The 10,532-nt window shown below is 61.7% G+C and carries 13 protein-coding genes and 1 tRNA gene; 7 read left to right on the top strand and 7 right to left on the bottom strand.

Features of this window, described 5'->3' with window-relative positions; genetic code table 11:
- Positions 1–149: 149 nt before the first annotated feature.
- Complete coding sequence (locus E4487_RS24035; protein ID WP_175254544.1) at positions 150–1,583, bottom strand: M48 family metalloprotease; 1,434 nt, start codon at positions 1,581–1,583, stop codon at positions 150–152.
- A 109-nt stretch (positions 1,584–1,692) separates the two neighbouring features.
- Here E4487_RS24035 and E4487_RS24030 point away from each other — a divergent pair, with 109 nt between their 5' ends.
- Together E4487_RS24030 and E4487_RS24025 are read left to right on the top strand one after the other, a co-directional pair.
- Positions 1,693–1,932, top strand: coding sequence for a sulfurtransferase TusA family protein (locus E4487_RS24030; RefSeq protein WP_037057431.1), 240 nt, complete (start codon positions 1,693–1,695; stop codon positions 1,930–1,932).
- A gap of 46 nt (positions 1,933–1,978) precedes the next feature.
- Complete coding sequence (locus E4487_RS24025) at positions 1,979–3,046, top strand: AI-2E family transporter (protein ID WP_037057428.1); 1,068 nt, start codon at positions 1,979–1,981, stop codon at positions 3,044–3,046.
- 315 nt (positions 3,047–3,361) lie between these two features.
- Here E4487_RS24025 and E4487_RS24020 read toward each other — a convergent pair whose 3' ends face one another.
- Together E4487_RS24020 and E4487_RS24015 are read right to left on the bottom strand one after the other, a co-directional pair.
- Positions 3,362–3,835, bottom strand: coding sequence for a peroxiredoxin (locus E4487_RS24020; RefSeq protein ID WP_175254543.1), 474 nt, complete (start codon positions 3,833–3,835; stop codon positions 3,362–3,364).
- Between the two features lie 124 nt (positions 3,836–3,959).
- On the bottom strand, positions 3,960–4,517 hold the full coding sequence (locus E4487_RS24015) for a glycine cleavage system protein R (RefSeq protein ID WP_037057423.1): 558 nt from the start codon (positions 4,515–4,517) through the stop codon (positions 3,960–3,962).
- Between the two features lie 204 nt (positions 4,518–4,721).
- Between E4487_RS24015 and dapA the strand changes: the two genes are divergently transcribed.
- The 5 genes from dapA to E4487_RS24610 all read left to right on the top strand — a co-directional run bounded on the left by dapA (position 4,722) and on the right by E4487_RS24610 (position 8,224).
- The gene (gene dapA / locus E4487_RS24010) at positions 4,722–5,600 is read left to right on the top strand and encodes a 4-hydroxy-tetrahydrodipicolinate synthase (protein WP_037057413.1); all 879 of its coding nucleotides are present in this window, start codon (positions 4,722–4,724) and stop codon (positions 5,598–5,600) included.
- Between the two features lie 16 nt (positions 5,601–5,616).
- Positions 5,617–6,738 carry an outer membrane protein assembly factor BamC gene (bamC, locus tag E4487_RS24005; protein ID WP_037057409.1) on the top strand — a complete coding sequence of 374 codons (1,122 nt, stop codon included), beginning with the start codon at positions 5,617–5,619 and terminating at the stop codon, positions 6,736–6,738.
- An 89-nt stretch (positions 6,739–6,827) separates the two neighbouring features.
- Complete coding sequence (locus E4487_RS24000) at positions 6,828–7,697, top strand: phosphoribosylaminoimidazolesuccinocarboxamide synthase (RefSeq protein WP_037057406.1); 870 nt, start codon at positions 6,828–6,830, stop codon at positions 7,695–7,697.
- Positions 7,698–7,832: 135 nt separating this feature from the next.
- Positions 7,833–7,922 (top strand) — tRNA-Ser (locus tag E4487_RS23995).
- Positions 7,923–8,005: 83 nt separating this feature from the next.
- A complete protein-coding gene (locus tag E4487_RS24610) occupies positions 8,006–8,224 on the top strand; it encodes a YHYH domain-containing protein (protein ID WP_257229493.1) in 219 nt (72 codons plus the stop codon).
- A gap of 157 nt (positions 8,225–8,381) precedes the next feature.
- Here E4487_RS24610 and E4487_RS25030 read toward each other — a convergent pair whose 3' ends face one another.
- From E4487_RS25030 to E4487_RS23970, 4 genes are all read right to left on the bottom strand, one after another.
- A complete protein-coding gene (locus E4487_RS25030) occupies positions 8,382–8,534 on the bottom strand; it encodes a type II toxin-antitoxin system RelE/ParE family toxin (protein ID WP_373921566.1) in 153 nt (50 codons plus the stop codon).
- Positions 8,535–8,576: 42 nt separating this feature from the next.
- Positions 8,577–8,783: a tyrosine-type recombinase/integrase gene (locus E4487_RS23980; protein ID WP_373921567.1), complete on the bottom strand. Its 207-nt coding sequence runs from the start codon at positions 8,781–8,783 to the stop codon at positions 8,577–8,579.
- Positions 8,784–8,994: 211 nt separating this feature from the next.
- Positions 8,995–9,381 carry a hypothetical protein gene (locus E4487_RS23975; protein ID WP_175254542.1) on the bottom strand — a complete coding sequence of 129 codons (387 nt, stop codon included), beginning with the start codon at positions 9,379–9,381 and terminating at the stop codon, positions 8,995–8,997.
- 76 nt (positions 9,382–9,457) lie between these two features.
- Positions 9,458–9,820, bottom strand: a complete 363-nt coding sequence (locus tag E4487_RS23970) for a hypothetical protein (protein ID WP_175254541.1) — start codon at positions 9,818–9,820, stop codon at positions 9,458–9,460.
- Positions 9,821–10,532: the final 712 nt, after the last annotated feature.

Genomic DNA, 10,532 nt, shown 5'->3' with positions numbered 1-10,532 from the left:
GCTACGGGGCTGTACTGCGGATTCCCCGGATTTCATCCGGGCTACGGATGGAGCGCCCGCACGGTTTGCTCCCCTCTCTCATTCATGGGAGAGGGGCCGGGGGAGAGGGCCGAACGTACCGCAGTCAAAAGACCGTGCCAGCACGTGCGTCAGCGCAACATCTGCTCGACCAGGCGTTTCTCTTCGGAGAGTTCGCGCTGGCGTGCGTCGATGCGCGAGGCCAGCTGGAAGTTGTTGCTGGCGCGGCGCTTGGCGTAGTCCAGCTGTTCGATCGCCTGGTTGTAGTCACCCACCAGCGCGAAGAACTCGGCGCGCGCCTGGTGCAGGCCGATGGTGTTGCCGCTCAGGCCGCGTACCTCGGCGACCTGGTACCAGACGTCCGGGTCCTTGCTGCGGGTCTTCAGCAGGTCATCCAGCGCTCGCTCGGCATCCGGGATGCGCTGCTGCTTGAGCAGCAGGTCGATGCCGCTCTGTTGCAGCGGATAGTTGCTGGGGTACAGGGTGCGCATGCGTGCCTGGCGGCGATCGGCCGCATCGAGGCGATTGGCGGCCATGTCCAGCTCGATCTGCGCCAGGTTGTAGACGATGTCGTCCGGGGCCTTGCTCAGCAGCGCTGCCAGGGTCTTGCCGGCCTCGTCGAGCTGGCCGGTCTTCATCTGCGCCAGGACCAGGCCATAGCGCGCGGCATCCAGCCCCGGGTTCTCGTCGAGCATGGCGCGGAAACGCTTGGCAGCGACCCCGGGCGTCTCTTCATAGGTCAGCTGCACGCGGGCGCGCATCAGCTGGTAGCGCAGGCTGTCCTCGCGGCCTTCCACCGGATACTGCTCGGCGCGGTTGCGGGTGTCGGCGATGCGCGACTCGGAAACCGGGTGGGTCAGGAGGAATTCCGGCGGCTTGGCGTCGTAGCGGTACTGGCGCATCAGGCGCTCGAACATCGACGGCATGGCGCGCGGGTCGTAGCCGGCCTTTTCCAGGTTGACCAGGCCGATGCGGTCGGCCTCCTGCTCGTTCTGGCGCGAGAAGCGGCGCTGCTCCTGAATCGCCGCAGCCTGGGTCGACATGATCGTGGCGATGCCGGCATCCCCCGCGCCCGCTGCCGCGGCGACGATGCCGGCGAGCATGGCGGCCATCAGCGGCAGTTGCATGCGCTGCTGCGCCTCGATGCCACGGGCGAAGTGGCGTTGCGACAAGTGCGCCAGTTCGTGCGCCATGACCGAGGCGTACTCGGCTTCGGTCTGAGCGTAGAGGAAGAGGCCACCGTTGACCCCGACGATCCCGCCCGGGGCGGCGAAGGCGTTGAGCTGCGGACTGTTGAGCAGAACGAACTCCAGGCGGCGGTCCTGCAGCTGGCTGGTTTCCGACAGACGATAGACGCTGGATTCGACGAAGTCCTTGAGCTGCGGGTCGTCCAGTTGCGAGACCTGGCCGCGCAGCAGGCCGAGCCAGGCGCGGCCGAGTTGGTGTTCTTGCTGAGGGGAGACGATCGAGGAGCTGGCATCGCCAAGCGACGGCAGGTCACTGGCTCCCGTGTGGGCAGCGAACAGGCAGGCCAGCGTCAGCAGGGTGGGGCGCAGAAAAGTCATGCACTCAGGGCTCTCGGAGGGCAAAGGGGGTTACTGTAGCCGGCCAGCTAGCGCGCTGGCCAGGGTTGCAGTGGCTTGGTTATCCTAGCGCCCTTATCAGGAGTAGACGATGACAGACGTACCGGCTTTCGATGCCGAACTCGACGCCTGCGGGCTCAATTGCCCGTTGCCCTTGCTCAAAGCCAAGCTCGAGCTCAATCGCCTGGCCAGCGGCGCCGTACTCAAGGTCAGTGCCACCGATGCCGGTTCGCAGCGCGACTTCCGTGCATTCGCCACGCTGGCCGGTCATGCGCTGCTGCATGAAGAAGTCGACTCGGGTGTCTATCGTTACTGGCTGCGCAAGGCCTGAGCCCTTCGCCGTCCTCCCCAGCACATCTGCAGATTAAGGATCGTTGATGGTCAAGGTTATACGCGACTGGCTGCACCGCTACTTCTCCGACGAGCAGGCCGTGGTGCTGGCCGTGCTGCTGGTGCTGGGGTTCGCCGTGGTGCTGACCCTGGGCGGGATGCTCGCGCCGGTGCTGACCGGCCTGGTGCTGGCCTTCCTGATGCAGGGCATGGTCAACGGCCTGGAGCGCATGCGGGTGCCGCAGGTACTCGCCGTGTGGCTGGTGTTCACCCTGTTCATGGGCTGCCTGGCGGTGTTCATGCTGGTGCTGATGCCGTTGCTGTGGCAGCAGCTCAGCACCCTGTTCAACGAGCTGCCGCGCATGGCGGCCGAATGGCAGTCGGTGTTCCTGCTGCTGCCGGAGCGCTACCCGAACCTGATCACCGACGCGCAGATCGTGCAGCTGATCACCAGCATGCGGGGCGAGGCCGGCAAGTTCGGCCAATGGGCGCTGTCGTTCTCGCTGTCCAGCCTGCCGATGCTGGTCAGCGTGATGATCTACCTGGTGCTGGTGCCGATCCTGGTGTTCTTCTTCCTCAAGGACCGCGAGCAGATCGGCCAGTGGTTCCGTGGCTACCTGCCGCGCGAGCGGGCGCTGATCAGCCAGGTCGCGCAGGAGATGAACCAGCAGATCGCCAACTACATCCGTGGCAAGTTCATCGAGATCATCATCTGTGGCGTGGTCACCTACATCGCGTTCGCCTACCTGGGGCTGAACTACGCGGCGCTGCTGGCGCTGCTGGTTGGCCTGTCGGTGGTGGTGCCCTACATCGGCGCGGTCGTGGTGACGGTGCCGGTGGCGTTGATCGGCCTGTTCCAGTGGGGCTGGAGCGACCAGTTCATCTACCTGATGGTGGTCTACGGCATCATCCAGGCCCTCGACGGCAACGTGCTGGTGCCGTTGCTGTTCTCCGAGGCGGTCAACCTGCACCCGGTGGCGATCATCTGCGCGGTGCTGCTGTTCGGCGGCCTGTGGGGATTCTGGGGCGTGTTCTTCGCCATTCCGCTGGCCACGCTGTTCAAGGCGGTGATCAACGCCTGGCCGCGTACCGAGCTGGAGTCTGCACAGGCCTGAGAGGGCGGGTCACAGGAGCCAACGGTCTTTGCTCTGTGTCTGGCACGCTGGTGCTGGGGCCGCGTCGTTCCTCTGGGAGAGGGGGCATCCGCGACCAGCGGTGTGCGCCTGGAACGCATCGCGAATGGCCGCTCCAGGCTCCTCTGGCGAATCACCCCCGTAGGAGCGGCTTCAGCCGCGAAACAGGCGCATGACTGGAGCGATATCCCGTCAAACGAAAAGGCCGCAAAAGCGGCCTTTTTCATGCTCGCTCCCCGCTGATGCGGGGCTCGGCATTCGCGGCTGAAGCCGCTCCTACAGCAGGTGTGCCTGGTCTCAGCGCTTGTGCAGTTCCTGCGCGGCGGCCAGCACCTTGTCGACATGGCCGGCAACCTTGACGTTGCGCCATTCCTCGCGCAGCACGCCATCCTTGTCGATGAGGAAGGTGCTGCGCACGATGCCCATGTACTCCTTGCCGTAGTTCTTCTTCAACTGGTACACGCCGAACAGGTCGCACAGGGTGTGCTCCTCGTCGCTGATCAGCTCGAAGGGAAACTCCTGCTTGCACTTGAAGCTCTCGTGCTTCTTCAGGCTGTCCATCGACACGCCGAAGATCAGCGTGTTGGCGGCCTGGAACTGTTCGAAGCGCGCGCGGAAGTCCAGGCCCTCGGTGGTGCAGCCAGGCGTGGCGTCCTTCGGGTAGAAGTACAGCACGACCTGCTGGCCCTTGAGGTCAGACAGTTTCACCTGCTGGCCGCTGGTGGCTTCGGCCTGGAAGTCGGCAACGGCTTGGTCGATGGCTACGGTCATGGGAACTCCTTCAATAGAGGCGGTCGATGATCTCGCGCGGCAGTCATCTGCGCGGCAGACGGCGGGGCCTGATGAGCAGGCCGCCGCTGCGGTTACTGGCGCAGGGCCGACGCGCGGCGAATCGTCATGGGTTCTGCGGGCGCCAGGGTTCGATCAGCGCATCCAGGTTCAGAGCGTCGGCGAAATCGAGGAACTGATCACGCAGCCAGCTGATCTGGGTGCCTGCCGGCAGCGTCACCGTCAGCGTGGCGTTGAGCATGGTGCCGCCGGTCTGTGGTGCCTGGTAGGTATCGCAGGTGAGGTTCTCCAGCTCCACGCGGTGGTCGATGAAGAACTGGCACAGCTCGTTGAGGATGTCCGGGCGATACACGGCGCTGACGTAGGCGACGTAGGGCAGCGCCTGCGGGCGAGCGTCGGCGGCGGCGCTGCGGATCAGGTTGACCGAGAAGTCGTGCTTCTTGGCCAGCAGCGGCAGGCTCGACTCCAGGCGCGCCAGGGCGTCCCAGCTGCCGGACACCTGCAGCACCAGGGCGCTGAACTCTCCATGGCGGCTCAGGCGGGTGCTGATCACCGCACAGCGGTTCTCGTGGCTGGTGCGGCTGAGCAGGTTGGTCAGGGCCATGGCATCACGGCCGAGAGCGCTGATAACGAGGAATTGTTCGCGAACGGGGGGGGTGGACATGCAGCCTTCCTAAAGCGATGAACGGTCCGCGCACGAGACGCCGCAGACCAAAGAGAGCAGGTTAGCGAAAAGCACCGCCGAGGGGAATGGCGCCGCCACCCTCGTCGCCCCAAGTCGGGAGCGGATATGCCCTTGTCCGTTGCTTGTGCCGGACTGGTGGCACCAGTACCATTACGGCTCAATTTTTCCGGCAGGAGCAGTTGCATGATTGCGGGCAGTATGGTGGCACTGGTCACGCCCATGGACGCGCAGGGTGATCTGGATTGGGCGGCCCTGAGCAAACTGGTGGATTTCCACCTGCAAGAGGGTACCAATGCCATCGTCGCGGTCGGCACCACCGGTGAGTCCGCCACGCTGGACGTGGGTGAGCACGTCGAAGTGATCAAGCGCGTGGTCGACCAGGTCGCTGGCCGTATCCCGGTCATCGCCGGCACCGGTGGCAACTCCACCCGTGAGTCGGTCGAGCTGACCCGTGCGGCCAAGGACGTTGGCGCCGATGCCGCTCTGCTGGTCACCCCGTACTACAACAAGCCGACCCAGGAAGGCCTGTACCTGCACTTCCGCCATATCGCCGAAGCCGTGGCCATCCCGCAGATTCTCTACAACGTGCCGGGCCGCACCGTCTGCGACATGCTGCCGGAGACCGTCGAGCGCCTGTCGAAGATCGACAACATCATCGGTATCAAGGAAGCCACCGGCGACCTGCAGCGTGCCCAGGACGTACTGAGCCGCGTCGGCAAGGACTTCCTCGTCTATTCGGGCGACGACGCTACCGCTGTCGAGCTGATGCTGCTGGGCGGCAAGGGCAACATCTCCGTCACCGCCAACGTCGCGCCGCGCGCCATGAGCGACCTGTGCGCCGCTGCCATGCGTGGCGAGGCGGCCATCGCCCGTGCCATCAACGACCGCCTGATGCCCCTGCACAAGGCCCTGTTCCTCGAATCCAACCCGATTCCGGTGAAGTGGGCGCTGCACGAAATGGGCCTGATGGACGAAGGTATTCGCCTGCCGCTGACCTGGCTCAGCCCGCGCTGTCACGAACCGCTGCGCCAGGCCATGCGCCAGTGCGGCGTATTGGCTTAATCGAGGAATTCTACGCATGAAGCGACTGGCCGGATTTTCCGCCCTTGCTCTGATCGTCTCCAGCACCAGCGGTTGTGGCTGGCTCTGGGGTGAAGATGGCTACTTCCGTGATCGCGGTAGCGACTACCTGGAAGCGCGTCAGACCGCACCGATGCAACTGCCGGCCGATGTCCAGGCCAAGCGTCTCGACCCGCTGCTGCCGGTGCCTGCCCAGGTCGCCAGCAGCAACTCGACGTCCCGCGAATTCGAGGTGCCGCGCCCTCAGCCCCTGCAGGTGCGCGGCGACGAGCGTGAGTTCAGCCTGCAGCGCAGCGGCGACTCGCGTTGGGTGGTTGCCCAGCGCGTGCCGGCCGAAGTCTGGCCGCTGGCCCGTCAGTTCTTCGAGGACAATGGCTTCCGTATCGCCAGCGAGCGCCCGCAGGTCGGTGAATTCACCACCTCCTGGCAGCGTTTCGACGAGCTTTCCAGCACCATGGCGCGCCGCCTGAGCAGCCGCGTGTCCGGTGTCGCACCGGATGCCGAGACGCGCGTACGTGTGCGCATCGAGCCGGGTGTGCAGCGCAACACCAGTGAAGTCTTCGTCACCAGCGCCGAGCGTCCGGCCGGCAGCAGTGCCGATGTCGCCTTCGCCGAGCGCAGTGGCAATGCCAGCCTGGAAGCGGCACTGCTCGACGAAATGCTGGTGAGCATGGCGCGTGGCGTGGAGCAGGGCGGTTCCGTCTCGCTGCTCGCCGCTCGCGACTTCGATGCCCCCAGCCGCGTCAGCCTGAGCGAAGACGGCAACGGCAACCCGGTGCTGAACCTCGGCGCCGACTTCGACCGCGCCTGGTCGGGTGTCGGCCGCTCGCTGGAGCTGGGTGACGTGCGTGTCGACGACCTCAACCGCAGCCTTGGCCTGTACTACATCAACCTGGCCGAAGGTGCCCAGGTCAATGAAGAGAAGCCCGGTTTCTTCGGTCGTCTGTTCGGCAGCGAGCCGAGCAAGGAAGAGATCGAGGCACGCGCCGAGCGCTACCAGGTTCGCCTGACCCCGGTGGGCGATAGCGTGCAGGTCACGGTGGAGAAGGACCTCAACACCATCGCCCCGGCCGATGTATCGCGCCGCGTGCTGAGCCTGATTCAGGACAACCTCGGCTGATCCAGGCAGCAGCTGCCTCAGCCTCCAATCGATGGGCGAAATCCTAAAGGGTTTCGCCTGTTTTGTTTGCCACGAACGGAAATGCCGACATGAGCACACCTACCACCCTGAGCCTGAAGAAGATCTACTCGGGCAAGGTCCGCGACCTCTACGAAATCGACGACAAGCGCATGCTGATGGTGGCCACCGATCGTCTGTCGGCGTTCGACGTGATCCTCGAACAACCGATCCCGGAGAAGGGCAAGATCCTCACCGCCATCTCCAACTTCTGGTTCGACAAGCTGGCCGGCGTGGTGCCCAACCACTTCACCGGTGACAAGGTCGAGGACGTCGTGACGGCGGCCGAGCTGCCCCTGGTCGAAGGCCGTGCCGTCGTCGCCAAGCGCCTCAAGCCGGTTGCCGTCGAGGCCATCGTGCGTGGCTACATCGTCGGTTCCGGCTGGAAGGAGTACCAGAAGAGCGGCACCGTCTGCGGCATCGCCCTGCCGGCTGGCCTGAAGGAAGCGGCCAAGCTGCCGCAGCCGATCTTCACCCCCTCGACCAAGGCAGCCGTCGGCGACCATGACGAGAACATCAGCTTCGAGCAGTGCGAAGCCATCATCGGTGCCGAACTGGCGGCCAAGGTGCGTGACACGGCCATTGCCCTGTACAGCGCTGCGGTCGAGTACGCGGCCACCCGTGGCATCATCATCGCCGACACCAAGTTCGAATTCGGTCTTGATGAAGACGGCACCCTGACCCTGATGGACGAAGTGCTGACGCCCGACTCCAGCCGCTTCTGGCCGGCCGACAGCTATGTCGAAGGCAAGAACCCGCCCAGCTTCGACAAGCAGTTCGTCCGCGACTGGCTGGAGTCCACCGGCTGGAACAAACAACCCCCGGCCCCGGCCGTGCCGGCGGACGTGGCGCAGAAGACGGCGGACAAGTACCGCGAGGCGCTGACGCGTCTGACCGCCTGACCGCCCAGACAGGCGCCGCCGGCAGCACCGGCAGCACCGGTGGCGCCTGTTTTTTACAAGCGATTGATAGAACAAGAAAAATTTTCAAAAATAGCTTCGCCAAAGCGCATTGAGCTGTTATGATTCGCGCCGCTTGGGAAGATGCCGGAGTGGTCGAACGGGACGGATTCGAAATCCGTTGTGTCAGCAATGGCACCTAGGGTTCAAATCCCTATCTTCCCGCCATATCTCAAGCTTAAGTCCCTGAAATTCCTAGAGTTTCGGGGGCTTTTGCTTTCTGCGACATGCAAGGTGTCGAAGAAGTGTCGATGACTCTATTTTTCTACTGTGCTATGAAGGCAACTGGCCACCCTGTTTTGTCGGCCTTCATCTCTCAGCAAGAAACGGAGTTCACCATGAAATTCACAGCCATCCTCATCGCCGCAGTTCTTTCTGTGTCATCGGCAGTCGTCTTTGCACACAGCGGCGGTACAGATTCAAAAGGCTGCCATCGAAACCACAAGACTGGCGACTATCACTGCCACTGAGTTGAAATAGCCCTCATTGTGTAGTTGGGGGCTCAACATCGAGACTGCAGCTAGTTTTGGATAGGTGGCCACATCCTGGCGACGTGCACCAAGGCGAGGATCCAGACCGAATCACGCTCAGCCTGATAGACAAGGCGGTAGTTCTCGTGGGGGAGGGTCAGCTCGCGAGTACCAGCAACCAACCCAACCTGCCCTTGTCGGGAAAGTCAGCCAGCGAGGCTACTGCAGCGCTGAATAGCTCATCCATATGCACGGCAGCGCGAGGGTTTTCAGTAGCGATGTATTCCCAGATGTCCAGACGGTCCTGCAAGGCCTCGGGCGTCCAAATAACCTGTATCAACGACTCAACGACTCAACGACTCAACGCCTTAGCACGGCGAGCGGCGAATTCAGCTTCTACATCCTGCAGGTGATCCGGCGCCAGGTGCGTATAGCGCAGGGCCATGGCCGGGGTGGTGTGGCCCAGGATCTTCTGCAGGGTCAGGATTTTCTCGCCATTCATCACGAACCGACTGGCGAAGGTGTGCCATAGCAGGTGTGATGACTGGCCAGCAGGCACTGGCAAGCGAGACTCACCCAGGGCCTTGTCGAAGCTGTTCAGGCAACTGCTGAACTGGCCGTGTTGCTTGAAGTGCCGGTGTATCTGCTGTTCCAGCTCCGATTGCGACGGGCAAAAGGGGACCGGGCAAAAGGGGACGGATTTATTTATCGCTCTTGGCAGATCGAAAAATAAATCTGTCCCCTTTTTCTGAAACGGTTTGAGCCACTAGTTAGGCGGAGTGCAGACCATCGTTGTTTTTCCAATACAGCGCAGATTCATACTGGAGTGAAATTACAAAGTGCGCATCAGTTTTGGCTGCAATGAGCTTTACAAAACGCTCTAGATCGCCAAGTGCAGAGAAGCCTTCTGGCTCTGGTCCTTTTATCCGTATGTAACAGCGAATGGCTACAGAGAAATTCATGCCTTTAGCATCTTCTGCATATAGCGTGTGGTCATCTAATTCGCATGTGGCGCTTACTGATAAGCCTGAGTCGAAAAATCCTTGTGCTGCTTTTGGATCGCTATTTGTATCCAGTGCGCCGAGTTCGCTCAAGGTCGTAGAGATCGCGGCTATTGAAAGGCGTTCATCGGCTTCAAGGTGAATGTCGAGACTCATTTTCTAGCCTAACGTTTGGTTAAGGGGCCGGCTTTAGCCCGTCCCGGTGAGCGTAGCGAAGGGTTTGAACCACTAGTTAGGGTGTGAGTGGATAACTTTCGCCGTCATCGCCTTGAACTTTTGCGTCGAGAACTTCAGAAATTTTTATGAGTTTATTGATGGCGTTTTCAGATGGGTTCTTTGTGTAAATTTCGCAAAGGTAGGGGTTGTACCAAATAGGGAATTGCTCAAGCTCAAGACGTACTAAGAAATCATTTGTTGAATTTTTATTGTCGCGCTGGATTTGGCTGTCCGTTGTTACATAATTATTCCATTCTTCGTGGCTTATGCACGGGCCGTTTTCGTCAGCCCAAAAATCTTTTTTAGTAATATGGACATCATAACCTGCATAGACGAACTGGCTTACCATTGCCAAAAACGCAGCGAAGATTAATTTCATGTGTAGCCCTAACTATAAATTAGGCGACATTGCTGTCGCATAACATTCCCAGTAATGTCTGGTAATCAACCATAATTCGGCGCAAGCCTTTGATTTATCACGTATCAACGGTGAGAAACGCGACACTCTCAGGTTGGAAAAGCGACACCGAAGACTTAAAGCACAGGGGCTTGATGGCCAGAAGCTAGCCATAGCCGCCGGACCTGTCTAGCTGGCCTGTCGAAAAAGTGTCGAAATCAACGGGCCACAGAGTGCCGCAATGGGCAGAAGAGAAGGGGCGAAAGCCCCGGTATTGCTGGCGTTGGGCAGGGAAGGGCAGTAACGGACAGCAGTTCAAACGGGTTCGACGCTCACTGCTTTCCAGTGATCAGGTGTGCTGCCCACGGAAGAGGGCGTACCGAATGGTCGTTGCACCCAGGAGCACCATTGCCCAGGCGGATGATGCATTGAACGCCGCCGCTGCAGGTAGCCAGAGGCTGTCCATCGAGTCCGTATCGACAGGCCAGGCGAACAGAGCACTGGCCAGCGCCGCAGCTGCAGCGAGCAACCAGGTCCAGCGATCAAATGCACGGATGCGATCGGGGGAGGCACCCTTGGGCCTCAGCTTTGCGAAAGCGAGCGCCGTGGTAGCCACTGGACTTGCCCCTATCAAACCGGACACCGACACCCCGTTAGGTTGATGCCTCAGCCGAGCGTCTGAACTCCCGAGGTG

The sequence above is a fragment of the Pseudomonas sp. BMW13 genome (assembly GCF_013357275.1).
Lineage (GTDB): Bacteria > Pseudomonadota > Gammaproteobacteria > Pseudomonadales > Pseudomonadaceae > Aquipseudomonas > Aquipseudomonas khazarica.
This window is presented reverse-complemented; position numbering and strand designations above follow the sequence as displayed.

Bases quoted from the DNA above. Each gene is read 5' to 3' on its own strand.
- E4487_RS23975 (WP_175254542.1), bottom strand. From the start codon at position 9,381: ATGAGTCTCGACATTCACCTTGAAGCCGATGAACGCCTTTCAATAGCC.
- dapA (WP_037057413.1), top strand. From the start codon at position 4,722: ATGATTGCGGGCAGTATGGTGGCACTGGTCACGCCCATGGACGCGCAG.
- bamC (WP_037057409.1), top strand. From the start codon at position 5,617: ATGAAGCGACTGGCCGGATTTTCCGCCCTTGCTCTGATCGTCTCCAGC.
- E4487_RS24025 (WP_037057428.1), top strand. From the start codon at position 1,979: ATGGTCAAGGTTATACGCGACTGGCTGCACCGCTACTTCTCCGACGAG.
- E4487_RS24000 (WP_037057406.1), top strand. From the start codon at position 6,828: ATGAGCACACCTACCACCCTGAGCCTGAAGAAGATCTACTCGGGCAAG.
- E4487_RS24020 (WP_175254543.1), bottom strand. From the start codon at position 3,835: ATGACCGTAGCCATCGACCAAGCCGTTGCCGACTTCCAGGCCGAAGCC.
- E4487_RS24015 (WP_037057423.1), bottom strand. From the start codon at position 4,517: ATGTCCACCCCCCCCGTTCGCGAACAATTCCTCGTTATCAGCGCTCTC.
- E4487_RS23970 (WP_175254541.1), bottom strand. From the start codon at position 9,820: ATGAAATTAATCTTCGCTGCGTTTTTGGCAATGGTAAGCCAGTTCGTC.
- E4487_RS24610 (WP_257229493.1), top strand. From the start codon at position 8,006: ATGACTCTATTTTTCTACTGTGCTATGAAGGCAACTGGCCACCCTGTT.
- E4487_RS24035 (WP_175254544.1), bottom strand. From the start codon at position 1,583: ATGACTTTTCTGCGCCCCACCCTGCTGACGCTGGCCTGCCTGTTCGCT.
- E4487_RS24030 (WP_037057431.1), top strand. From the start codon at position 1,693: ATGACAGACGTACCGGCTTTCGATGCCGAACTCGACGCCTGCGGGCTC.